The 22239-nt window shown below is 68.3% G+C and carries 21 protein-coding genes; 13 read left to right on the forward strand and 8 right to left on the reverse strand.

Annotation, left to right across the window (positions count from 1 at the left end; genetic code table 11):
* Positions 1-61 precede the first annotated feature (61 nt).
* From AAFF27_01455 to AAFF27_01465, 3 genes are all read right to left on the reverse strand, one after another.
* Positions 62-1309, reverse strand: coding sequence for an FAD-dependent oxidoreductase (locus AAFF27_01455; GenBank protein XAH23881.1), 1248 nt, complete (start codon positions 1307-1309; stop codon positions 62-64).
* Between the two features lie 79 nt (positions 1310-1388).
* Positions 1389-2555, reverse strand: a complete 1167-nt coding sequence (locus AAFF27_01460) for a saccharopine dehydrogenase C-terminal domain-containing protein (protein XAH23882.1) — start codon at positions 2553-2555, stop codon at positions 1389-1391.
* 142 nt (positions 2556-2697) lie between these two features.
* Positions 2698-3066 (reverse strand): hypothetical protein, encoded by a 369-nt coding sequence (locus tag AAFF27_01465; GenBank protein XAH26358.1) that lies wholly within the window; start codon positions 3064-3066, stop codon positions 2698-2700.
* A gap of 190 nt (positions 3067-3256) precedes the next feature.
* Here AAFF27_01465 and AAFF27_01470 point away from each other — a divergent pair, with 190 nt between their 5' ends.
* The gene (locus AAFF27_01470; protein ID XAH23883.1) at positions 3257-5323 is read left to right on the forward strand and encodes an acetoacetate--CoA ligase; all 2067 of its coding nucleotides are present in this window, start codon (positions 3257-3259) and stop codon (positions 5321-5323) included.
* A 559-nt stretch (positions 5324-5882) separates the two neighbouring features.
* Here the strand turns inward: AAFF27_01470 and AAFF27_01475 are convergent.
* On the reverse strand, positions 5883-6785 hold the full coding sequence (locus AAFF27_01475; GenBank protein XAH23884.1) for a LysR substrate-binding domain-containing protein: 903 nt from the start codon (positions 6783-6785) through the stop codon (positions 5883-5885).
* A gap of 181 nt (positions 6786-6966) precedes the next feature.
* Between AAFF27_01475 and AAFF27_01480 the strand changes: the two genes are divergently transcribed.
* The 5 genes from AAFF27_01480 to AAFF27_01500 are packed head-to-tail and all read left to right on the forward strand — an operon-like array spanning position 6967 to position 11221.
* Positions 6967-7731: an ABC transporter permease subunit gene (locus tag AAFF27_01480; GenBank protein ID XAH23885.1), complete on the forward strand. Its 765-nt coding sequence runs from the start codon at positions 6967-6969 to the stop codon at positions 7729-7731.
* Positions 7728-8756, forward strand: a complete 1029-nt coding sequence (locus tag AAFF27_01485) for an ABC transporter ATP-binding protein (GenBank protein XAH23886.1) — start codon at positions 7728-7730, stop codon at positions 8754-8756. Before AAFF27_01480 ends, AAFF27_01485 begins: the two co-directional genes overlap by 4 nt.
* Positions 8757-8790: 34 nt before the next feature.
* Positions 8791-9870: an extracellular solute-binding protein gene (locus AAFF27_01490; GenBank protein XAH23887.1), complete on the forward strand. Its 1080-nt coding sequence runs from the start codon at positions 8791-8793 to the stop codon at positions 9868-9870.
* An 18-nt stretch (positions 9871-9888) separates the two neighbouring features.
* Positions 9889-10710 carry an ABC transporter permease subunit gene (locus tag AAFF27_01495; protein XAH23888.1) on the forward strand — a complete coding sequence of 274 codons (822 nt, stop codon included), beginning with the start codon at positions 9889-9891 and terminating at the stop codon, positions 10708-10710.
* Complete coding sequence (locus AAFF27_01500; GenBank protein XAH23889.1) at positions 10661-11221, forward strand: TIGR00725 family protein; 561 nt, start codon at positions 10661-10663, stop codon at positions 11219-11221. The genes AAFF27_01495 and AAFF27_01500 overlap by 50 nt, the downstream gene beginning before the upstream one ends.
* Positions 11222-11816: 595 nt before the next feature.
* Here the strand turns inward: AAFF27_01500 and AAFF27_01505 are convergent.
* Positions 11817-12770 (reverse strand): N-carbamoyl-D-amino-acid hydrolase, encoded by a 954-nt coding sequence (locus AAFF27_01505; GenBank protein XAH23890.1) that lies wholly within the window; start codon positions 12768-12770, stop codon positions 11817-11819.
* Between the two features lie 174 nt (positions 12771-12944).
* Positions 12945-13910, reverse strand: a complete 966-nt coding sequence (locus AAFF27_01510; protein XAH23891.1) for a LysR family transcriptional regulator — start codon at positions 13908-13910, stop codon at positions 12945-12947.
* Positions 13911-14145: 235 nt separating this feature from the next.
* Here AAFF27_01510 and AAFF27_01515 point away from each other — a divergent pair, with 235 nt between their 5' ends.
* Both AAFF27_01515 and AAFF27_01520 read left to right on the forward strand, forming a co-directional pair.
* Positions 14146-15054 carry a tripartite tricarboxylate transporter substrate binding protein gene (locus AAFF27_01515; GenBank protein XAH26359.1) on the forward strand — a complete coding sequence of 303 codons (909 nt, stop codon included), beginning with the start codon at positions 14146-14148 and terminating at the stop codon, positions 15052-15054.
* On the forward strand, positions 15054-16505 hold the full coding sequence (locus AAFF27_01520; protein ID XAH23892.1) for a D-aminoacylase: 1452 nt from the start codon (positions 15054-15056) through the stop codon (positions 16503-16505). Before AAFF27_01515 ends, AAFF27_01520 begins: the two co-directional genes overlap by 1 nt.
* A gap of 57 nt (positions 16506-16562) precedes the next feature.
* Here the strand turns inward: AAFF27_01520 and AAFF27_01525 are convergent, their stop codons facing one another.
* Complete coding sequence (locus tag AAFF27_01525) at positions 16563-17357, reverse strand: IclR family transcriptional regulator (GenBank protein ID XAH23893.1); 795 nt, start codon at positions 17355-17357, stop codon at positions 16563-16565.
* Positions 17354-17986: a flavin reductase family protein gene (locus tag AAFF27_01530; GenBank protein XAH23894.1), complete on the reverse strand. Its 633-nt coding sequence runs from the start codon at positions 17984-17986 to the stop codon at positions 17354-17356. The genes AAFF27_01525 and AAFF27_01530 overlap by 4 nt, the downstream gene beginning before the upstream one ends.
* A 230-nt stretch (positions 17987-18216) precedes the next feature.
* Here AAFF27_01530 and AAFF27_01535 point away from each other — a divergent pair, with 230 nt between their 5' ends.
* Genes AAFF27_01535 through hpaH form a run of 5 tightly spaced genes read left to right on the forward strand, consistent with a single transcriptional unit; the run spans position 18217 to position 22147 of the window.
* Positions 18217-19167 (forward strand): tripartite tricarboxylate transporter substrate binding protein, encoded by a 951-nt coding sequence (locus AAFF27_01535; protein ID XAH26360.1) that lies wholly within the window; start codon positions 18217-18219, stop codon positions 19165-19167.
* The gene (locus AAFF27_01540; GenBank protein XAH23895.1) at positions 19125-19571 is read left to right on the forward strand and encodes a RidA family protein; all 447 of its coding nucleotides are present in this window, start codon (positions 19125-19127) and stop codon (positions 19569-19571) included. Before AAFF27_01535 ends, AAFF27_01540 begins: the two co-directional genes overlap by 43 nt.
* 10 nt (positions 19572-19581) lie before the next feature.
* Entirely contained in the window at positions 19582-20469 is an 888-nt protein-coding gene (locus AAFF27_01545; GenBank protein XAH23896.1) for an amidohydrolase family protein, read from the forward strand.
* Positions 20466-21332: a fumarylacetoacetate hydrolase family protein gene (locus AAFF27_01550; GenBank protein ID XAH23897.1), complete on the forward strand. Its 867-nt coding sequence runs from the start codon at positions 20466-20468 to the stop codon at positions 21330-21332. The genes AAFF27_01545 and AAFF27_01550 overlap by 4 nt, the downstream gene beginning before the upstream one ends.
* Entirely contained in the window at positions 21329-22147 is an 819-nt protein-coding gene (gene hpaH, locus AAFF27_01555) for a 2-oxo-hept-4-ene-1,7-dioate hydratase (protein ID XAH23898.1), read from the forward strand. The genes AAFF27_01550 and hpaH overlap by 4 nt, the downstream gene beginning before the upstream one ends.
* Positions 22148-22239 lie beyond the last annotated feature (92 nt).

The raw sequence follows: 22239 nt of genomic DNA on the forward strand, positions 1-22239 counted from the left end.
TAAGCTCGCCATCTTTATCAGGCCGCGAGTTTAGAGTCTGCCCGGGCCGCCTCTGTGCGCGTTACCGGATGAAGCGCTCTGGCCGGAACGGCGCCGGGTCGATGGCCGGGGCTTCCCCCGCCATGAGCGATGCCAGCACTGCGGCCGTGCCCGGGCCGGTGTTGAAGCCAATGTGCTGGTGGCCAAAGGCCAGCCACAGGCCCGGGTGCCGGGGCGCGGCGCCAATCACCGGGCGGCTGTCGGGCAGCGTCGGGCGGCGGCCCAGCCAGGGCGTGTCTTCCAGGCGCTGGCCCAGCGGGAAGGCGGCGGTGGCGGCTTGTTCGGCCAATGTCAGTTGCGTCAGGTTGGGCGGTGCGTCGCAGTCGGTCAGCTCCACGCCGGTGCTCAGGCGCAGGCCCTGCTCCATGGGCGACAGCACATAGGCGCCGCCGGTGTCGTAGATGGGCCGGTTCAACGTGGCGCCGCCGGTGGCGCCGTAATGCATGTGGTAGCCGCGCTCAAAGGCCATGGGCACCGAGAGCCCCAGCGGGCCCAGAAAATCCTTGGCCCAAGGCCCCAGCGCGACGACGACCTGGTCGGCGGCCGTGGCGCCGCCCGCCGCATCGCGCAGCCGCCAGCCGCTGCCATCGCGCTCCAGGCCCGTGACCTCGCGCTGCTCTATGTTGCCGCCGCGCTCTGCAAACAAGCGGGCATAGGCCGCCACGACCTGGCCCGGGCTGTCGACCGACGCCGTGTCCTTGATCCACAAGGCCTTGGGGAAGATGGGCGCCAGGTGCGGCTCCAGGTCCGACAGGCCGTGCGGGTCCAGCGCCTCGGTGGCTACGCCAAAGTGCTCAAAGGTGTTGCGTGAGGCCTGGCCGCGCGCAAAGGCCTCGGCACTGCGGTACAGAAACAGCCAGCCGTTTTCGCGCAGGCGCTGGCGTGCGCCGGCCTGGTCGAGCAGGCGCAGGTGCTCGGCCATGGACAGGCGGATCAGCGCGTCCAGCGCAGTGGTGGTTTGCTCGAACACGGAGCGGCGCGCATTCGCCAGAAAGCCCAGCGCCCAGCCCGCGTTGCGCGCCAAAAAGGCCGGGTTGTAGCGGAACTGTGCTGATTGATTGCGCAGCAGCGTGGGCAGTGCGCGCCACAGGCCGGGGTGGTTGAAGGGCATCAGCGAACTGCGGGCGATCACGCCGGCGTTGCCGTAAGAGGTCTCCTGCCCCGGCGCTCGCCGGTCGATCAGCGTGACTTGCGCTCCGCGCCTTTGCAGTTCCAGGGCGCACGACACGCCGACAATGCCCGCGCCCATGACGGCGACCGTGTGATTCATCAAAACCCCGATAGAGCGACCTGAATCTGCGCCTGCGGCAGCCGGTCGAATAGCGGATGGTATTCGGTGTGCGCCGCGTTCAAGCGCAGGCGGCAAGCTCGCGGCGCTGTTCCTTGGCCTGTGGCTGTGCCTGCGCTGCATGCGGCGCGGCGCCCACACCCAGCCCGGCGTAATAGTGGCCCACGCGCGTGCCCAGAAAAGCTTCCAGCGGCACCTGCTCTTGCCCGATGAAGCCGGCGGTGGGCAGGCGGCCCTCGCGCAGCAGCTCGAACACGCCGACCACGCCGGCGGCGGTGGTCAGCTCAATCGCGGTGCGGTCCACACCGCGCAGCGGCGCGCCAAAGACGCGCGCCACCCGTGTTTCTTGCTCGAAGCGGCCCTGGCGCAGGCCGTTGGCCGAGGCAAACAGGATCACCACATCCTCGCGGCTGTGCGGCACGGCCAGCTCCAGTACCTGGCGCAGCAGGTCGCGCCGCTCTATCAGGCGCAGGTCCTGCAGCAAGAAGGCCATGGCGTCGCGGTGGCCGGGGTAGCGGATGGTCTTGTAATCAAGGTTGCGCACCTTGCCGGCCAGGGTGTCGCACAGCGTGCCCAGGCCGCCCGAGGTGTTGAAGGCCTCGTAGGCCTCGGCGTCGAGCGTGAAGGTTTCATGGCCTTCCAGCGGCTGCACCGATACCTGCTGGCCGTTGACGATGGCGTCGCAGGGGTGGCAGTACTCGTTGATGACGCCGTCGATGCTCCAGGTGAAGTTGTAGCGCAGGCCGTTGGTGGCGTTGCGCGTGAGGGCGCCCACGCGCAGGCGCAGGTCGTACAGCTCGTCGAACTGCCCGGCCAGGTGGCCGCCCAGCATGCCGATCACGCCCGGCGCCAGGCCGCTTTGCGGCATGAGTGCCGAGCGCGCCGTGCGGCCCAGTTGGCGGATGGCGGTGGTCGCGGCCACGTCTTCGGTCAGGTCGAAGTAGTGCACGCCGTGCTGCGCGGCCTGCGCGGCCACGCGCTCGGCCAGGAAGAAGGGCAGGGCGTTGATGACGACCGAATGCGCGGCCAGCGCGCGGCCCAGGGCTGCGGCGTCGTCCACGTCCAGCGGCATGCGGCGCACCAGGGCGTCGCTGCCGGGGCTGTCGCAGCCGATGCGGTCGGCCAGCGTTACGGGCAGGCCGTGGTATTCAGCCAGCATGTCGGCGACGGTGCTGCCGACCTTGCCGGCGCCCAGCACCAGCACGTTGCGGATATCGGTTTTTTTCATGTCATTTCTCCTGGCCGGCGGGGCGCCGTGCGTTGGAGAAATGGTAGGAGCGGCCTCTGGCAGGCACCAGCGTGCAAAACGTCGAAAGCGCGGGCGTTTCCGCTGTTTTGACGATGCCGGCCGTCGATTGCGCGGGCGGGTGCTATTCCAGCGCGAACTGCTCGCGCAGCGCCGCGCAAAAGGCCGCGCTGCCGCTGATGGCAAGGTTCACCGTGTGCCGCACCGTGCCCGGCGGCTCGGGCTGCACCGCGAGGCGGCCGGCGTGCTCGTCAAAAGTGAACTGCTCAGGCACGGTGGACTCGCAGTGGCCGCGCAGGTCGTAGTCCCACTCGCCGCCGTCTTCCACCGGGCCACGCGCATCGGGGAAGGCCGCGTGCGCCCAGGCCAGCACCCGCACCAGTTCGGCCCGCACGGCGGCCACCTGCTGCGGCGCGGTGCTGGCCATGGCGTCGAAGGTGCCGGTGCCTTCGTCGTCTTCGCTGTAGTCAAAGTCCAGGTACTGCAATGTCATGGTGGCGATGATGCATGAGCCGTTGTGTTGCATACGGGTACTGCAAAAACTATAGCTAGTAGCCCTTGGTGGGTATGGGCTAGAGGCATTTTTCTTCTAAAAATTGCAGGGCGGCAGGCTGTCGCCGGCACGACGCCGCCGGTGAAAACCCGGTGCCCGCTGCCGGCCGCTGCGCCATAGGCTCAAGCGCATGTCCCATGCCTCTGCCCTTGTCCACCTGCCCGCCATCACGCCCGACGTGCAGCCGCCTTATGTGCCGCAAATGGCGCTCTACCGCCAGTGGCTGGCGGCCGAGCGCGGCCTGCGTTTTGACGACTACCCGGCGCTGCACCGCTGGTCGGTGACCGAGCTGGACGCCTTCTGGCAAAGCATCTGGGATTACTTCCAGTTGCAGTCGCCCACGCCGCACCTGGCGGTGCTGGCCCACAACGCCATGCCCGGCGCCGTGTGGTTCCCGGGCGCGCAGGTCAACTACGCGCAGCAGGCGCTGCGCCATGTGGCGGCGGCCGATGCGGCGGGCCTGCCGGCCATCGTCAGCCGGGACGAGCGCGGCAACGCGCGCGAGCTGTCCTGGCCCGAGCTGCGGCGCCAGGTCGCCTCGCTGGCGCTGGAGCTGCAGGCCGCCGGCGTGGCCCCCGGCGACTGCGTGGCCGCCTACCTGCCCAACGTGCCCGAGGCCATCGTCTGCCTGCTGGCCTGCGCCAGCATTGGCGCGGTGTGGAGCATCTGCGCGCCCGACATGGGCGCGGGCGCGGTGCTGGACCGCTTCCGCCAGATCGAGCCCAAGGTGCTGATCGCCTGCGACGGCGTGACCTACGCCGGCCGCGACATAGACCGCCGCGCGCTGGTGCAAGAGCTGCGCGCGGCCCTGCCCAGCGTGCAGCAGCTGCTGGTGCTGCACCACCTGGGTGCTCCTGGATCTATAGCTGATAGCCGTTGTCTGGCCTTGGCTTGCGCCCGAAATGATGCAGAAACGGCGGCTTTCGAGCCGCTTTGGCTGCCGTTCGACCACCCGCTGTGGATCGTCTATTCCAGCGGCACCACCGGCGCGCCCAAGCCCATCGTGCACGGCCATGGCGGCACGCTGATCGTCGCCATGGCCAACGGCGCGCTGCACTACGACGTGGGCCCGAGCTACGCGCCCAACAGCCTGGGCGAGCGCTTTCACTGGTACAGCTCCACTGGCTGGGTCATGTGGAACGCCCAGGCCGCCGGCCTGCTGCTGGGCGCCACCTGCTGCATCTACGACGGCAGCCCCAGCGGCAGCAAAGAGCGGCCGGACTGGGGCGTGCTGTGGCGCTTTGCCGCCGAGACCGGCGTGCGCTTCTTTGGCGCTGGCGCGGCTTTCTTTGCCGGCTGCATGAAGGCCGGCGTGGACCTGGCCGCCTACGGCGACCTGTCGCAGGTGCGGGCGCTGGGCAGCACCGGCTCGCCGCTGTCGGAAGAGGTGCAGGCCTGGGTGTCGCAGCAGTTCGCCGCCATCGGCACGCCGGACATCTGGTGGTGCAACATCTCTGGCGGCACCGACTTTGCCGGCGCCTTTCTTGGCGGCAACCGCGAGCTGCCGCAGCAGCCCGGCGTCATGCAGTGCCGCATGCTGGGCGCCGCGGTTGAGGCTTGGGACGAGGCCGGCGAGCCGGTCATAGGCCAATTGGGCGAGCTGGTCTGCACCCAGCCCATCCCCTCCATGCCCCTGTACTTCTGGGGCGACGCCGACGGCGCGCGCTACCGCGGCAGCTACTTCGAGCACTACCCGCAAGGCCACGGCCGGCGCGGCGGCCAGGGCGGCGTCTGGCGCCACGGCGACTGGCTGCTGCTGCGCGAGGACGGCGGCTGCGTCATCCACGGCCGCAGCGACGCCACCATCAACCGCCACGGCCTGCGCATGGGCACCAGCGAGATCTACCGCGCCGTCGAGGCCTTGCCCGAGGTGCTGGACGCGCTCGTGGTCGACCTGGAGGTGCTGGGCCGCGACAGCTGGATGCCGCTGTTTGTGGTGCTGCGCGAAGGCGCGGTGCTGAACGACGCCCTGCGCAGCCGCATCGCCGCCGCCATCCGCGAGGCCCTGTCCCCGCGCTTTGTGCCCGACGCCGTCTACGCAGTGGCCGCCATCCCGCGCACCTTGTCAGGCAAGAAGCAGGAGCTGCCGGTGAAGAAGCTGCTGCTGGGGCAGCCGGTGGAGAAGGTGGTGAACCGGGAGGCGATGGCCAATCCGGAGTGTTTGGATTGGTATGTGGAGTTTGCGCGGTCTAGGTGATTTTTTGATGAAAAGTGGCTTTTGCCCAGGTGCTGCCTGGGCTATTAGCTATCTATTTGATAGTTCTGTGGTTTTGCTGTTTGCGGGTGCCGGGACTCGCCCCTAGGCAAAAGAAAGGCGAGCCGGAGCCAGGGGCCCTTCGGGCTCCCCTGCGCTGCCAACGGCGGTGGGCAGCCAACAGCCGAACAGCCGGCCCCCACCCCAGCCCTCCCCCAGCGAGGGAGGGAGCAATACCGGGCCGAGCGCAGCGACGGCCCGGCTGGCAGTCCCGGGGTCCCCTCTGTGGCGTCGAGGAGCGGAGGTGGGGGCAGGTTGCCGCGCGTAGCGCGGTCGGCGAGGACTGTTTGAGCGAAGCGAGTTCCGCAGCCGCCTGCCCGCACCGAGCACCGGAGAGCAGTCCGCGCAGCGGACCGCCACAGCGGGGTCGCCTTCTCTTTGGTGACTTTCTCTTGGCGACACAAGAGAAAGTTACTCGCCCGCCGGGGCGAACTCCCGGCACCCGCCGCCAGCGAAGGCAAGCAACCCCAGATATCTAAATAACCAACCAAAACAACAAACCCTAACCCCCCTGCGACCTAGCCCCCTCCCCCAACACCCACTCCCGAAACGCCACAAACGCCGGCAAATGCAGCCGATCCGCCCGATAGCAAAGGTAATGCCCCTGGTCCACCGTCACCGGCTCGCCGCAGGGCAAACGCAGGGCGCCTTCGGCCAGTTCGGCCTCCACCAGCACGCGTGGCACCAGGCCCAGTCCCAGGCCGCTCTGCACCGCCTGTATCAAGGCTGAGTACTGAGCAAAGCGCGGGCCGGCGGTGGTGTGGATCTCGGCCACGCCGTGCTGGGCGGCCCATTGGCGCCAGGCGGTGGGGGCGCCTTCGTGGTGTAGCAAGGTGTGGCCGATGATGTCGGCGGGCTGGGTGATGCGGTGGCCGCCGCCCAGCAGCACGGGCGCGGCGATCAGCACAAACTCGCGGCCGGCGATGTACTCGGACACCACGCCGGGCCAGGCGTCTGAGCCATAGCGGATGGCGGCGTCCACCCCGGCCGGGATGCCGTCGGTGGGCTCCAGGTGGCGGCTGAAGCTCAGGGTGACGTGGCGGCTCTGCTGGCTGAAGGCCGGCAGGCGCGGGATCAGCCACTTGGTGAGAAAGGTGGGCACGCTGGCCAGCGTGAGCAGGCCGGCGCCGGCGTCGCCGGATCGGGCCTCGAAGGTGGCGGTCTCGATGGCGCGCAGGCCGCCTGCAATCTTCTGCCAGTAGACCCGGCCCTGCGGCGTGAGCTGCACGCCGCGGCCGCTCTTTTGCAGCAGCGGCCGGCCGATGAAGGCCTCGAGTCCGGCGATCTGCTTGCTGACGGCGCTCACGGTAATGCACAGTGCGCCGGCGGCCAGGGTGATGCTCTCGTGGCGGGCCACGGCGTCAAAGGCCAGCAGTTCCTGGATGGTGGGGCAGTCTCGCTTCATGGGGGGATTGTGTCGCAGCGGTGAAAAACACTTTCCTTTCGCTCAAGCTTGATCATCCACTATTCATCCATGGTGCATGCCGGGCTGCATAGAATTCCCGGGGCTCCACAGTCGTGGGGCTGAAACTGGCGCGCCTGGAAAGTATGAGCTTCCCCAGGCGCCTTCCAAGACGGAGACGACAGTGATTCGTGGCGTTGCGCTGATCTACGGCCTGTACCTGCTGCTGCCCATTGCGCTGCTGCTGGTGGGCAGCGTGGGCGGCAGCTGGACCAACACCTTGCTGCCCACCGGCATCACCGGCCAGTGGTACTGGGACCTGTGGCAGGACACGTCTTTCCGCAAGGCCTTTGTCAACAGCCTGCTGGTGGCCATGTCGGCCTGTGTCATCAATACCGTGCTGGCGCTGCCGCTGGCCTATGCGCTGTACCACGGCGCGCGCCGCAGCGGCAGCCTGGCCGCGCGCATCGTCAGCGCCATGCCGGTGGCGGTGCCCACCATCACGCTGGGTTTTGGCTACATGGTGGTGTTCAACACCGACTACCTGCCCTGGCTGGGCACCATGCCGCTGCTGATCGCCGCGCATGCGGTGGCCACGCTGCCCTATCTCACCAACACCTTATTGGCCGACCTGCGCCATCTGGGCCTGGACCGGCTGGAGCAGGCCGCGGCCACGCTGGGCGCCTCGGGCGCGCAGCGCTTCATGGGCATCGTGCTGCCCAGCCTGCGGCAGAGCCTGATCAGCGGGCTGGTGATGGTGGCGGCGATCTCGGTCGGTGAGTTTGGCCTGTCCAACCTGCTGGTGAGCTTCCAGAACCGCACCTATCCCATCGTGCTGCTGCAGGCCTTTTATGGCGCCACCGGCTTTGCCTGCGCTGCCACGGTGGTGCTGCTGGTGCTGGCGGGTGCGTCGGCCTTTCTGTCTTCTTCTTTGGTTAAACGTTCATGAGCCTCGTCCTCGACCACGTCTCCTACACCTACCCGGGCAGCACGCAAGGGCTGGACGACGTATCGCTTGACGTGCGCACCGGCGAGCTGGTCGCGGTCATCGGGCCCAGCGGCTCGGGCAAATCGACCCTGCTCAAGCTGGTGTCGGGGCTGTCTACCGGCCACAGCGGCCGCATTGCGCTGGACGGCGAAGACCTGTCGGCCAAGCCGGTGCACCAGCGCCATATCGGCATGGTGTTCCAGAGCTACGCGCTGTTCCCGCACCTGAGCGTGCTCGACAACGTGGCCTACGGCCTGAAGCTGCGCAAGGTGGCCACCGATGCCCGCCACAAGCGCGCGCAAGAGCTGCTCGATATGGTCGGCCTGGGCAGCTTCGCGCAGCGCGCGGTGGCGCAACTTTCCGGCGGGCAGCAGCAGCGCGTGGCCCTGGCGCGGGCGCTGGCGATAGACCCGCGCGCACTGCTGCTGGACGAGCCGCTGTCTGCATTGGACGCCAGCGTGCGCGGCCACCTGCGCGACCAGATCCGCCAGATCCAGCAGCGCTTCAACGCCACCACCTTGCTGGTCACGCACGACCAGGAAGAGGCGCTGACCATGGCCGACCGCGTGGCGGTGCTGCAAGACGGCAAGCTGCTGCAGATCGCCGCCCCGCGCGAGATCTACGAGCGCCCGGCCAACCGCGCGGTGGCGCAGTTTGTGGGCTTGTCCACGCTGCTGCCGGCCAAGGTCAGCGCGCAAGACCGCATCGACCTGGGCTTTGCCGAATGGGCCGCGCCCACCGGCACGCGCACGGTCGGCACGGCCGTGCATGCGCTGCTGCGGCCCGAGCATGTGCAGGCCGATCCGCCGGCCGGTGCCTTGAATCGCCTGGCCGGCAAGCCTGGTGCGCAGCGCTACTTTGGCGCGCTGACCCGCTACGACTTTCATGTGCCGGGGACGGATGTTCCGTTCCTGGCCGAATCACGGACGCCCGCCGCAGACGCGATCGCCGTGGCGCCGGAGCACATCCGGTTGCTAGATAACTGAGCTAGCCCATCCACTGTCCGAAGGAGAAACCTCCATGCATCGCAGAACCCTGATCCAGGCCGCCGGCGCCCTGCCGCTGGCATCTGTCGTGGCCCGCACCGCCTTTGCCTTCGACGGCCCCGAGCTGTACGCGGGCGAGAAGGCGCTGTACGCCGAGGCGCAAAAGGAAGGCCTGTGCGTCTCCTTCGACACCGGTCCCGAGTGGGCCAACTGGAAGTCGCTGTTCCGTGACTTCAAGAAGCGCTACCCCGAGATCGAGCTGACCTACAACGACATCGGCTCGGCCGCCACCGTGGTCGCGCTCGACAAGACCCGCCGCCGCCCACAGGCCGACACCGCCTACTACTTCGCCGCCTCGGCGGTGGATGCGGTGAAGAAGGACGTGGTCGCGCCCTTCAAGCCCGTCAACTTCGACAAGCTGCCGGCGGTGTTCAAAGAAGCGGAAGGCCGCTGGTTCACCATCCACACGCTCAACATCGCCTTCCTGGTCAACAAGAAGCTGGTGAAGAACGTGCCCACCAGCTGGGCCGATCTGCTGAAGCCTGAGTACAAGAGCAGCGTGGTCTATCTCGACCCGCGCTCCACCGGCATTGGCCAGGTGCTGACCTTTGCCGCGGCCTACGCCAACGGCGGTGACGTCGACAACATCAAGCCCGGCACCGACTACCTGGGCAAGCTGCACGCCGCCGGCAATGTGCTGCGCGTGGAAGGCACCACGCCTTACGCCAAGTTCCTGAAGGGCGAAGTCCCGATCTGGATCAGCTACGAAAACGATGGCCTCAAAGCCAAGTACGTAGACGGCATGGGCGACGCCGCCGAGGTCGTGATCCCCAAGGAAGCCAGCGTGGCCGCACCCTACGCCATCAGCCTGGTGAAGAACGGCCCCAACCCGAATGCCGGCAAGCTCTGGCTCAACTTCATCATGAGCGAGGCCGGGCAGTCGCTGTTCGCGCAAGGCTTTGTGCGGCCGGCCGTGCCAGGCACGCCGCTCACGGCCGACGTCGCCGCCAAGATGCCGCCGGCACCGCAGGTGCGCCCGCTGGACGTGGTGAAAGCATCCGAGCGCAAGGCTGAGCTGGACAAGCTCTGGGCGCAGGCCGTGCTCGGCAAGTAGGGCAGGGCACACGTGTCGATGCGACGCTTCGGCGCCTGGCCCGCATGGGCCTTCATGGCGCTCTTCTTTGCGGCACCGCTGGCCGCGCTCTTGCCTGAGGCTTTTGCCGACGGCGGCAGCGCCTTTGGCCGCCTGTTTGGCAACCCGCTCTTCATGGGTGCGCTGCGCAACACGCTGGTGCTGGGCCTGGTCGCGGGCGCGTTGTCGGCGCTGGTCGGCACCTGCATCGCGATCGAGCTGGCGCGCCAGCCGGCGCAGCGGCGCCAATGGATGATGACCTTGCTCGGTCTGCCGCTGGCCTTCTCCGGGCTGGTGATTGCCTACGGCTTCATCCTGGCTTTTGGCCGCGCCGGTTTTGTTACGCAGTTGCTGGCCGGCCTGGGTGCCGACCCAGCCACCGTGGGCAGCTGGATCTACAGCGTGTCGGGCCTGGCCTTTGCCTATGCCTACTACCTGATCCCGCGCGTGGCGCTGTCGCTCTACCCGGTGTTTGCCAACTTCGATGAGCGCCCGCTGCTGGCCGCACGCACGCTGGGTGCCTCGCGCCTGCGCGCCTTCTGGGACACGGTCGTGCCCGAGGTCGCGCCCTCGGTGCTGTCCAGCGCCTGCCTGGTGGCGGCGCTGGCCATGGGCACCTACGGCACGGCGCTGGCGCTGGTGGGCACGCAGCTCAACATCCTGCCGCTGATGCTGCTCGCGCAGGTCAGCGACGGCGGATCGGATTTTGGCCTGGCAGCAGCCTTGTCGCTGGTGCTGATGGTGGTGTGTGTGATCGTCATGGGAGTAGGGGATGTCGTTACGCGCAAGCGCGAACGCGGTGCTGTCGGCGCCGGTCATTGAGGCGCTAGCGCGCCTGGCGCAAAAACAGCGCGGCCCGCAACGCCACCGCCAGCCGGTGGCCATGATCGGCCCGGGCGATGGTGGCGTGCGTGAGTGCGAGGCCGCCTACACGGTAGCCCACGCCCTGGCGGGCGCCGGCATGGCGATAGTCTGCGGCGGCCGTGGCGGTGTCATGGCGGCCGCATCCCGTGGCGCCACCGACGCCGGCGGCGTGGCCGTGGGCCTGCTGCCCGAAGAAGACACCAGCGCCGCCAACGAATGGCTGACGGTGGCCATCCCCACCGGCATGGGCGAAATGCGCAACGCCCTGGTGGCCCGCAGCGGTGTCTGCATCGTCGCCGTGGGCGGCAACATGGGCACGCTGTCAGAGATGGCCATGGGCCTCAAGTGGGGCAAGCCGGTATTCGTGCTGCACGGCGACATCGCGTTGCCGGGGGCTGTGGTGGCGCGGGATGTGGAGCACTTGTTGGGGTTGGTGTTGGGGTGTTTGGTGGGTGAGTTGGTTTCGTAGGGAAATATGCCTTTAGCCCAGGTGCTGCCTGGGCTATTAGCTATCTATTTGATAGTTGGCGTGTTTTGCTGTTTGCGGGTGCCGGGTCTCGGCCCGGCGGGCGACCTACTCTTCTTTGCTTCGCCAAAGAAAAGTAGGCAGAAGAAAGGCGAGCCGGAGCCAGGGGCCCTGTGGGCTTCCCTGCGCTGCCAACGGCGGTGAGCAGCCAACAGCCGAACAGCCGGCCCCCACCCCAGCCCTCCCCCAACGGGGGAGGGAGTAATGCAGAGACAAAGGCCGAGCGAAGCGATGGCCCGACTGGCAGTCCCGGGTCCCCTCTGTGGCGTCGAGGAGCGGAGGAGTCGGCAGGTTGCCCGTAGCGAAGCGAAGGGACGGCGAGGACTGTTTGAGCCGAAGGCGAGTTCCGCAGCCGCCTGCTGACTCTGAGCACCGCAGAGCAGTCCGGCAAAGCCGGACCGCCACAGCGGGGTCGCCTTCTCTTTGGTGACTTTCTCTTGGCGACACAAGAGAAAGTTACTCGCCCGCCGGGGCGAACTCCCGGCACCCGCCGCCCGCAAGGCAAGCAGAGCCGAGATATCTCAAAGACCTTGAGTCTCTACAGCGGCAATTGCTCCAACGGCTCCCCCGGCCCCGTCCTCTCCACAATCAACCCATAATGCTCCGGCCTCCGATGCCGTGCAAAGTCGAACACGTTGTGACGGAAGGCCGCAGCCAGGTCCAGGTTGGCCTGCACGCTGATGACCTCGTCGTCTTCCGTGCTGGCCTGCGCGGCGATCTCGCCGGTGGGCGCAACGATGACCGAGCCGCCGATCATGTGAAAGCCGTCCTCGCGCCCGCACTTGGCGGCCGCCGCGGCCCAGACGCAGTTCTGGTAAGCACTGGCCTGCAGGGTGATCAGGTGGTGGTGCATGCGCAGGTGCACCGGCTCGGGCCAGTGGATGTTCTCGGACGGCGTGTTGTAGCCCAGCACCACGACCTCGGCGCTCTGCAGCGACATGACGCGCCAGGTCTCGGGCCAGCGGCGGTCGTTGCACAGGGCCATGCCGACCTTGGCGCCCATCGCGTCCCACACGCCCCAGGGGCGGTCGCCGACGTCGAAGAACTTCTTCTCCAGATGCTGGAAGGGCGCATCCGGCTTGTGCTCGGTGTGGCCGGGCAGGTGCACCTTGCGGTACTTGCCAATGATGTTGGCCTGCTTGTCCACCAGGATCGCGGTGTTGTAGGGTCGGCCTTCGGGCGTGAGTTCGGCATAGCCCAGGTAGAAGCCAATGCCCAGGCGGCGCGCTTCGTCAAACAGCGGCTGCACCGCGGCGTTGGGCATTTGCGCCTCGAAGAAGCGCTCGCGCGCTTCTTCGTCGCTCATCCAGTAGCGCGGGAAGAAGGTGGTCAGCGCCAGCTCGGGGAACACCACCAGGTCGGCCTGGCGCGACTTGGCCTCGCGCAGCATCTCCAGCAGGCGCGCGACCACGGCGGCGCGGCTGTCGTGGAGGTGGACCGGGCCCATCTGGGCAACGGCAAGGCCGATCTTGCGGGGCTGGGCTGTGGTCATGGCGCGGGCACTCAGGCTGTTGTCGATGCGCGGATCATGCCGGCGGCACGTGCCCGGCGCTACCCGCCGGCGCGCGCTGGCCGGCCCTGTCTTCAAGCACCTGCCGATGGCCGCAAACCCGCATGGCGCAAGGCTTTGCGGGCACTGCAGTGCCAATCGCCAGATAGCCTCAGGTTATGGCGTTTCCACAAAATCCGATGGCTGCTCGTGCCGCAGCACCCAGCTCACGGCGGCCAGAAAGCGGCGCGCCAGCAGTGGCAGGGATTCGAGCTTGGAGTAGGTGGCCCACACCGCCACCGTGGGCGTGGGCTGCAATGGCCGCACCACCATGCCGGGGCGCAGCGCTACCGGCAAGCTCCAGCGGTCCACCAGGGCCGCGCCCAGGCCCTGTTGTGCGAAGGCGATGGCGGTCATGGGCGAATGCACCTGCACCTGGGCCGAGGCGGCCAGGTCGGCGCCGAGCAGTTCAGTGAGCAAGTGGCCCAGCGGCGTGGCCGCGGGGTAGCCGATCCAGCGCGTGCCGGCCAGCGCCTGGGCGTTGACCACGGGCTGGCCGGCCAGCGGGTGGTCGGGCGCCATCAGGCACACGACCTCGTCCTGGCCCAGCTCGTCGGCGGCCAGGCTGGCGTGCTCGGGCGGCAGCAGCGATATGCCGATGTCGGCGTCGCCGGTGAGAAAGCGCGTGGTCAGCTCGTCGTAGGTGACGTTGCGAAAGTTGATGCGCACGCCCGGGTTGCGCTTCTCGAAGCGCTGCAGCGCCAGCGGCACCAGGCGCTCGCCCAGGCTGGCGCTGGAGACGATGCGCAGGCTGCCGGCGCCGCTGCGCGCCAGGTTGGTGGCCAGGTCGTTGACGCGCTGCACGCCCTGGTAGAGGCCCTCGACCTCGGTGAACAGGCGGCGCGCCTCAGGCGTGGGCGCAAAGCGGGTCTGCTTGCGCTCGAACAGCTGGAAGCCCAGGCGGCTTTCGGTCAGCGCCAGCACGCGGCTGATGGCGGGCTGCGACACATGCAGCAGCCGGCCCGCGCCGCTGACCGAGCCGGCCACCATGATGGCGCGAAACACCTCGATCTGCCGCAGGTTGAGCGGGCGCCGCGGGCCGCTGCCGGTGGGGGTTTCGTCGTCAGTCCAGAGCTTGTCCATGTTGTGAAAAGTTGGACGCAGGTTCCGTGCCCACAGGCCTGCGCGATAACGAACCCTTATGGGCTTGGGACATTTTTGGATGAGGCGTTTTGGCGCGGCGCAGCTAGTCTGAAAAAAGAAACCCACCCGGCCGGCGTTCCGGCAGAAAGACCGCACCATGTTCCGAACCCCTCTTCCCCGCTGGGCCGCATCGCTTGCTGCGGCCACCGGCCTGCTCTGTGCCGCGCTGCCCGCCATGGCCGCCTGGCCAGACAAGACCATCACTTTCATTGTGCCCTCGGCCGCTGGCGGCTCGCCCGATGTGCTGTCGCGCCTGCTGACCACCGAGCTGGCCAAGAGCCTGGGCGTGGCCGTGGTGGTGGACAACCGGCCGGGCGCGGCCGGCAACATCGGCATTCTGCAGATCAAGGGCAAGCCCGCCGACGGCTACACGATTGGCTACGGCAACGTCAACACGCTGGCGGTGAACCGCTCGCTGTTCAAGAAGCTGCCCTACGACGTGGACCGCGACCTGCAGCCGGTGGCGCCGGCCTTCAACCTCTACAACGTGCTGATCGTGCGCAAGGAGTCGCCTTACCAAAGCATGGGCCAGTTGGTGGATGCCGCGCGCAAGTCGCCGGGCAAGCTGTCCTTTGGCGCGCCGGGCATAGGCACCACCGGCCACATGGGCGGCGAGCTGTTCCGCAGCATGGCCGGCATCGACGTGCTCTACGTGCCCTACAACGGCGGCCCGGCCGCGCTGCAGGACTTGCTGGGCGGGCGCATCGATTACCTGTTCGCCAACTCGTCCGAGGTCGGCTCGCTGATTGGCGCCGGCAAGGTGCGCGCGCTGGGCGTCAGCAGCCTGCAGCGCCTGCCCATCCTGCCCGAGGTGCCCACGCTGGACGAATCCGGCCTGAAGGGCTACGAGACCATCGCCTGGGGCGGCGTGGTCGCCCCGCACGGCACGCCGCGCGAAGTGGTCGACAAGCTCAACGCCGCCATCCGCGCCGCGCTCAAAACACCCGCCGTGCGCGAAGGCCTGGCCAAGCTCGGCGCGGTGCCGGCCGATGGCTCGCCGGAAGACTTCCAGCGCCTGATCAACAGCGAAACCCAGCGCTGGGGCCAACTGATCGAGAAGGCCCAGATCGAGAAGCTCGACTGATGCCCGGTACAACGCAGGACACCCGGCTGCTGCTGCGCGGCGGCACCCTCATCGATGGCACGGGTGCGCCGGGCCGGCGTGCCGACCTGCTGCTGGAGGGCGCGCACATCGCCGCCATTGGCAATGCCGCCGACATGCCGCAAGACGTGCCGGTGCAGGACATCAGCGGCCGCGTGCTGGCGCCCGGCTTCATCGATTCGCACACCCACGACGACGGCTACCTGCTGGTGCACCCGGAGATGCTGCCCAAGGTGTCGCAGGGCATCACCACCGTCGTCACCGGCAACTGCGGCATCAGCCTGGCGCCGCTGGTGCGTGCCAGTGTGCCGCAGCCGCTGGATCTGCTCGGGCCCGCCGAGCTGTTTCGCTTTGCCAGCTTTGCCGCGTGGATTGACGCGCTGCGGCAGGCGCCGGCAGCGGTCAACGTGGTGCCGCTGGTGGGCCACACCACCTTGCGCGTGGCCGCCATGGCCGACACGCAGCGCCCCGCCAACGCAGAAGAAACGCAGCACATGCAGCGCCTGCTGGCCGAGGCGCTGGAGGCCGGTGCCTTTGGCATGTCTACCGGCACCTTCTACCCGCCGGCGGCACATGCGCCGACGGAAGAAATCATCGCCGTCGGCGCGCCGCTGCGCGGCCGCCAGGGCCTGTATGCCACGCACCTGCGCGACGAGGCCGACCACATCGTGCCGGCCATGGACGAGGCGCTGGAGATCGGGCGCGCGCTGGGCTGCCTGGTGGTCTTCTCGCACCACAAGCTGGCCGGCGGCCGCAACCATGGCCGCTCGCGCGAGACCCTGGCGCACATCGACCGCGCCGCCGCGCTGCAGCCGGTGTGCCTGGACTGCCACCCCTACCCGGCCACCTCCACCATGCTGCGGCTGGACCGGGTGCGCATTGCGCGCCGCACCCTGGTCACCTGGTCGCGCGGCTACCCGGCCGCGCAGGGCCGCGACTTCGCCGACGTGCAGCGCGAGCTGGGCCTGGACGAGCAGGGAACGCTGGAGCGATTGGCCCCCGCCGGTGCCATCTACTTCCTGATGGACGAGGGCGACGTGGAACGCATCATGTGCCACCCGCGCGGCATGGTCGGCTCCGACGGCCTGCCTTTCGACCAGCACCCGCACCCGCGCCAGTGGGGCACTTTCACCAACGTGTTGCGCACCCTGGTGCGCGAACGCGGCGTGCTCACGCTGGAGGCCGCCATCCACAAGATGACCGGCCTGGCCGCGCACTACTACGGCCTGCCCGACCGCGGTGTGCTGCGCCCCGGCATGCGCGCCGACCTGACCCTGCTCGACCCGGCACGCGTGGCCGACCGCGCCACCTTCGAGCAGCCGCTGCAGACCAGCGTGGGCATTGAAGGCGTGTGGGTCAATGGGCAGCGGGTGTGGGATGGGCTTGGCGCCACGGGCGCGCGGCCTGGGGAAGTGTTGGTGCGCAGTTTGTGAGGGAAATATGCCTCTAGCCCAGGTACTGCCTGAGCTAGTAGCTATGCATTTGATAGTTCACCGCCGCGCCCGCCCGCGCAGATTCACCTGCTGCGCAATGCGCCGCGCATGCTCGCCCAGCAGCTCGGCGATACGCGGCACGCGCTCTTCCGTCAGGCGGTCGCGGATGGCGGTCACGGCCAGGCCGGCCACGGTGCGGCCGTCGGCGGTGCAGACCGGCACTGCCAGTGCGCAGGTGCCCGGCACCACACCGGGCGCGGCATAGGCGTAGCCGCGCACGCGTGCCAGCGCGGCGCGCTCCAGCAGTTCGGCCGGGTCCAGCTGCAGTGCCTGCAGGCGGCGCGCGTTGCGTTGCACCACGGCCTGCGCCTCGTCGAAGGGCAGGGCGGCCAGCAGCACCAGGCCGCTCACGCCCACGCCCAGCGGGCGGCGCGCGCCGACCTCGATCGACAGCACCTTGATCGGGTAGCTGCCGGGCTGGCGGTCCAGGCAGACCGAGTCGTCGCCGTTGCGGATGGTGATGAAAGTGGTGTCGCCCAGGGTCTGGCTCAGCTCGCGCAGGTGCGGCTCGGCAATGGCGCGGATGGGGAAGCGCGCCGACCGCGCCAGGCCCAGCAGCGAGACCTCGCGGCCGATCATGTAGCGGCGCGTGGCGCTGTCTTGCTCGGCCGCGCCTTCTTCCACCAGCACGCGCAGGATGCGGTGCGCGGTGGGGCGGTTCAGCCCGGTGGCGTTGGCCACGTCGACCAGGCGCACGCCGTGCTCTTGCCCGGCAGCGACGATGCGCAGCACCGCCAACGCGCGCCGGATGCTCTGCGCGCCGCCAGTGGGTGCCGTGGCCTCTTCAGTCAACCAGAGGTCTCCCGCAGCACCGACTTGGGCGTTTGCTGCATGCCGCGCAGCGTGACGATCTCGCCCAGCGTGGCGTAGTTGGGGCCGCCGATGCGGCACACCGGGGCTAGCGCGCGGGTGTCGATCTTGCCGTCGTGCAGCAGGCCTTCGCGCACGTGAAAGCGCAGCACCTCGCCCACGATGAATTCAGCGCCGGTGTCGCCAAACGGGATCACCTGCTGCAGCCGGCATTCCATGCTGATCGGCGCATCGGCCAGGCGCGGCACGCGCACGGTCTCGGAGGGCAGGGTGCCCAGGCCCAGCAGCTCGGCCTCGCTCACGTCGGGCGCGTGCTCGGCGCTGCTTTCGTGGATGGCGACCATCTGCGAGGCGTCGCCGATGTTCACCACGAACTCGCCCAGCGCATGGATGTTGGCGCCGGTGTCCTTGCGCTGCCCGGCCTTGCGGCCGATGTTCACGCCCAGCAGCGGCGGCTTGTTGGACAGAAAGGTAAAGCACGAGAACGGCGCGAGGTTGACCACGCCCGTGGGCGACAGCGTGGTGATCCAGGCAATGGGGCGCGGCACCACGATGCCGCTCATCAGGCGGTAGGTGGCTTCGGGGCTGAGGCTGCGGGCGTCGATGGACATGGTGTGTGCGGTGTCGGGGCAGAACGGCAATTGTGCGCAGCCGCCGCCCGCCGCGTTGCGGCCGGTCTTCGATAAAAGTCCGCATCATGGAACAAAACGGGTTTATTGCATTGCAGCATCGGGCATGCCCTTCTTAGAGTCGAACGCTGATCCCGCGCCATCGTTGCGCGGGGCGTTCCGGCATAAGGAGACAAGACTTGAAACAGCACGCTTTCTCTTGCGCGGCGGCATTGCTTGCCGTCTGCGCAACCCTGGCACCCGGCCTGGCCGGCGCACAAGCGGTGTGGCCCGACAAGCCGGTGCGGCTGGTGCTGCCTTACCCGCCCGGCGGCAATGTGGACGGCGCCGCGCGCATCATCAGCGAACAGTTGCAGGCGCAGTTCAAGCAGGTCTTCATCGTCGACAACCGGCCTGGCGCCGGCGGCATGATCGCCGGCGAATACGTGGCCAAGGCCGCGCCAGACGGCTACACCTTCTTCATGGGCGCCAACGGGCCGATCCTGTTCTCGCCGGTCATCTTCAAGCGCAACGCCTACGACTGGAAGAAAGACTTCGTGCCGGTGGGCTCGGTTTCTTTCACGCCGCTGGTGTTGCAGGTGCACCCGTCCACGCCCTACAAGACCATTGCCGAGCTGCTGGCCGAGGGCAAAAAAACCGGCAACCACCTGAGCATGGCATCGCCCGGCGCCGGCACCACCAACCACCTGGTGAGCGAATACCTGCAGCGCGAGAGCGGCGCGCAATGGACCACCGTGCACTACAAGGGCAACGCGCCCGCCACCACCGACCTGCTCGGCGGCCAGGTGCAGTTCAACTTCGACCAGCTGTCTGTGGCGCAGCCCTTCATCCAGCAAGGGCGCACGCGCGCGCTGGCGGTGACATCGGCCCGCCGCGTACCGCAACTGCCGGACGTACCGACGCTGCAAGAGGCCGGCTTCAAGGACTTCGAGGCCGAGACCTTCACCGGCATCCTCGCGCCCAAGGGCACGCCGCCGGAGATCGTGCTGCGCTTCTCCACGGTGCTGCAGAAGATCCTGGCCGACAAGGCCGTGCAGGACAAGTTCCAGATCCTGGGCGCCGAGGCGCGCGGCATGACGCCCGAACAGTTCACCCAGTTCCTCACGAAAGAAGACAGGCGATGGATTCCGATCATCAAGCAGGCCAACATCACGGCGGAGTAGTGCTGGGGCGTGCCGCCCCCGCGCGGCGCACCAGCATCTACATCGAAGGCTTCAGCCACAAGAACCCGATCCCGGCCGCCAGCCGCATCGGGCCGCTGGTGGAGAGCGGCAGCGTGCTGGGCACCGACCCGGCCACCGGCAAGCCGGCCGAGACGATCGAGGCGCAGTGCCGCTTCATGCTCGACAACGTGCGCCGCATCGTCGAGGCCGCTGGTGGCAACACCGGCGACATCGTCAAGCTCACCGTCTGGATGAAGGACCGCAGCCAGCGCCCCGCGCTCAACGTGCCCTGGCTGGAGATGTTTCCCGATGCCGCATCGCGCCCCGCGCGCCACGCCATCGTGGCGCCCGAACTCGACATGGGAAAACTCATCGAGTGCAGCTTCACGGCATACATCGACTAGCAAGAACCCCATGCCTGACTACCTCCCCTTCGACCCCCATCCACGCGCGCCGGTGCCGCTGCCGCCGGCCCTGTCCTGCGACAGCCAGTTCCACGTGTTTGGCCCGCGCTCGCAATACCCGGTGCGCGAAGGCGCGGCCTACGAGATGCCCACCGCCACCTGGCAGGTGGCGCAGCAGCTGCATGCCACGCTGGGCATTCAGCGCGGCGTGATCGTGCAGGCCACCACCTATGGCGCCGACCACACGGTGGTGCTGGATGCGCTGGCCGGCCTGAACGGCAGCGGCCCGCGCCGCTACATGGCCTGCGCCAATGCGGCGGTGCTGATCGAGCGCGACGACGCCTACCTGCAGCAGTTGCACGACGCCGGCGTGCGCGGCGCGCGCTTCACGCGCGGTGGGCTGGGCATCAGCTTCACGGCCGCAGAGCAGGCGCGCGCCTTTGCCCGCGTGAAGGAGCTGGGCTGGTACGTCAAGGTGCAGCCAGAGCCTTCGGGCATGGCGGAGCAACTGGATGCTTTCGAGGCACTCGACGTGCCGGTGCTGCTGGACCACATGGGCCGCGCAGACCCGGCGCGCGGCGACGCCGATCCCACGCTGGCGCGCATGCTGGAGCTGTTCAAACGCGGCAACTTCTGGGTGATGCTGTCGTTGTCCGAAAAAATCTCCAAGACCGGCGCACCCTGGGACGACGTAGTGCCGCTGGCGCAGCGCCTGATCGCCGCCGCGCCCAAGCGCTGCGTCTGGGGCAGCGACTGGCCGCACCCGGTGTCGCTCAAGCAGCCGCCCAACGAGGGCGCGCTGCTGGAGCTGCTCTACCGCTTTGCGCCTGATGCTGCCACGCGGCAGCAGATCCTGGTCGACAACCCCGCCCGCTTTTTTGGATTCGATCCCGCATGAAACTCGTCAGCTTTCTTCACGCCGGCCGCCCCTGCTGGGGCGCCGCCACCGATGCCGGCATCGTTGACCTGGGTCGGCGCCTGCCGCAGTTCGGCTCGGTCACGGCTTTTCTTGAAGGCGGCGACGCCGCGCTGCAGCAGGCGCGTGCCGCGCTGAACGGCGCCGCGCCCGACCACGCGCTGGCCGGGGTGCAACTGCAACTGCCCATCCCCGCGCCGCGCAAGATCTTCTGCATAGGCGTGAACTACGCGCACCGCAATGCCGAGTACAAGGACGGCAGCGATCTGCCCAAGTACCCCAGCATCTTCATGCGCGTGCCAGATTCGTTTGTGGGCGATGGCAGCGCCTTGCTGCAGCCGCATGAGTCGCAGCAGCTCGACTACGAGGGCGAGATCGGCATCGTCATCGGCCGTGGCGGTCGGCGCATTGCGCGCGAGCAGGCGCTGGCCCATATCGGCGGCCTGACCTGCATCAACGAAGGCACCATCCGCGACTGGGTGCACCACGCCAAGTTCAACGTCACGCAGGGCAAGAACTTCCACGCCTCCGGCGCCATCGGCCCGTGGATCGTCACGGCAGACGAATTTACGCAGGGCTACGGCGCGCTGCGCGTGCAGACCCGCGTGAACGGCGAGGCGCGGCAAGACGACACCACTGAACATCTGATGTTCGACTTCGCCTATCTCATTGCCTACCTGTCGACCTTCACCACGCTGGAGGCCGGCGACGTCATCGCCACCGGCACGCCGACCGGTGCCGGCATCCGCTTTGATCCGCCCAAGTTTCTGCAGCCCGGCGACGTGGTCGAGGTGGAGGTGAGCGGCGTGGGCATCCTGCGCAACGTGGTGGAGAAAGAGCAATGAGCACAAGCCTTACCGCCGAGCAGTTGGAGCGCGCCGCGCAGCAACTGGAAGAGGCCGAGCGCAGCCGCGTTGCCTGCCGCCAGTTCTCGCTCGAATATCCCGGCATGACCATGGACGACGCCTACGCCGTGCAGCACGCCTGGATGCAGTTGAAGCTGCGCAACGGCCGCCGCGTGAAGGGCCACAAGATCGGCCTCACCTCCAAGGCCATGCAGCGCGCGGTGAAGATAGACGAGCCCGATTTCGGCACGCTGCTGGACGACATGTTCTACCGCGACGGCGCGGTGATCCCGTCTGCGCGCTTCCTGCAATTGAAGATCGAGGCCGAGCTGGCCTTTGTGCTCGACAAGCCGCTGTCCGGGCCCGACTGCACGCTGTTCGACGTGCTCGACGCCACGGCCTATGTCACGCCGGCGCTGGAGATCCTCGACGCCCGCATCCAGCGAGTGGACGCCGCCACCGGCCGCAGCCGCACCGTGCTCGACACCATCTCCGACAACGCCGCCAACGCCGCGCTGGTGCTGGGCGGCCGCGCTTTCAAGCCCAACCTGATCGACGCCGACATGCGCCGCATCGGCGCCATCGTCAGCAAGAACGGCGAGGTCGAGGAAACCGGCCTGGCCGCCGGCGTGCTGAACCACCCGGCCTATGGCATTGCCTGGCTGGCCAATCGCCTGCACCTCCATGGCGTGACGCTGCAGGCGGGCGAGGTGGTGCTGGCTGGCTCCTTCATCCGCCCGATCGACGTGCAGAAGGGCGACACCATCGTGGCCGACTATGGTGAATTCGGTACCGTCTCTTGTTGTTTTGGCTGACCCCCAGGCTACGCACTTCGTGTCTTCGCCAACCCCCTAAAGGGGGCACATCCAGTGGCCCGGCGGAGCCGGTTCCGCGGATGTTTTGGCTT

It is taken from the genome of Xylophilus sp. GW821-FHT01B05, from assembly GCA_038961845.1.
Taxonomy (GTDB): Bacteria; Pseudomonadota; Gammaproteobacteria; order Burkholderiales; family Burkholderiaceae_C; genus Xylophilus.

Bases quoted from the DNA above. Each gene is read 5' to 3' on its own strand.
- AAFF27_01455 (XAH23881.1), bottom strand. From the start codon at position 1,309: ATGAATCACACGGTCGCCGTCATGGGCGCGGGCATTGTCGGCGTGTCG.
- AAFF27_01460 (XAH23882.1), bottom strand. From the start codon at position 2,555: ATGAAAAAAACCGATATCCGCAACGTGCTGGTGCTGGGCGCCGGCAAG.
- AAFF27_01465 (XAH26358.1), bottom strand. From the start codon at position 3,066: ATGACATTGCAGTACCTGGACTTTGACTACAGCGAAGACGACGAAGGC.
- AAFF27_01470 (XAH23883.1), top strand. From the start codon at position 3,257: ATGTCCCATGCCTCTGCCCTTGTCCACCTGCCCGCCATCACGCCCGAC.
- AAFF27_01475 (XAH23884.1), bottom strand. From the start codon at position 6,785: ATGAAGCGAGACTGCCCCACCATCCAGGAACTGCTGGCCTTTGACGCC.
- AAFF27_01485 (XAH23886.1), top strand. From the start codon at position 7,728: ATGAGCCTCGTCCTCGACCACGTCTCCTACACCTACCCGGGCAGCACG.
- AAFF27_01490 (XAH23887.1), top strand. From the start codon at position 8,791: ATGCATCGCAGAACCCTGATCCAGGCCGCCGGCGCCCTGCCGCTGGCA.
- AAFF27_01495 (XAH23888.1), top strand. From the start codon at position 9,889: ATGCGACGCTTCGGCGCCTGGCCCGCATGGGCCTTCATGGCGCTCTTC.
- AAFF27_01500 (XAH23889.1), top strand. From the start codon at position 10,661: ATGTCGTTACGCGCAAGCGCGAACGCGGTGCTGTCGGCGCCGGTCATT.
- AAFF27_01505 (XAH23890.1), bottom strand. From the start codon at position 12,770: ATGACCACAGCCCAGCCCCGCAAGATCGGCCTTGCCGTTGCCCAGATG.
- AAFF27_01510 (XAH23891.1), bottom strand. From the start codon at position 13,910: ATGGACAAGCTCTGGACTGACGACGAAACCCCCACCGGCAGCGGCCCG.
- AAFF27_01515 (XAH26359.1), top strand. From the start codon at position 14,146: ATGGCCGCCTGGCCAGACAAGACCATCACTTTCATTGTGCCCTCGGCC.
- AAFF27_01520 (XAH23892.1), top strand. From the start codon at position 15,054: ATGCCCGGTACAACGCAGGACACCCGGCTGCTGCTGCGCGGCGGCACC.
- AAFF27_01530 (XAH23894.1), bottom strand. From the start codon at position 17,986: ATGTCCATCGACGCCCGCAGCCTCAGCCCCGAAGCCACCTACCGCCTG.
- AAFF27_01540 (XAH23895.1), top strand. From the start codon at position 19,125: ATGGATTCCGATCATCAAGCAGGCCAACATCACGGCGGAGTAGTGCTG.
- AAFF27_01545 (XAH23896.1), top strand. From the start codon at position 19,582: ATGCCTGACTACCTCCCCTTCGACCCCCATCCACGCGCGCCGGTGCCG.
- AAFF27_01550 (XAH23897.1), top strand. From the start codon at position 20,466: ATGAAACTCGTCAGCTTTCTTCACGCCGGCCGCCCCTGCTGGGGCGCC.
- hpaH (XAH23898.1), top strand. From the start codon at position 21,329: ATGAGCACAAGCCTTACCGCCGAGCAGTTGGAGCGCGCCGCGCAGCAA.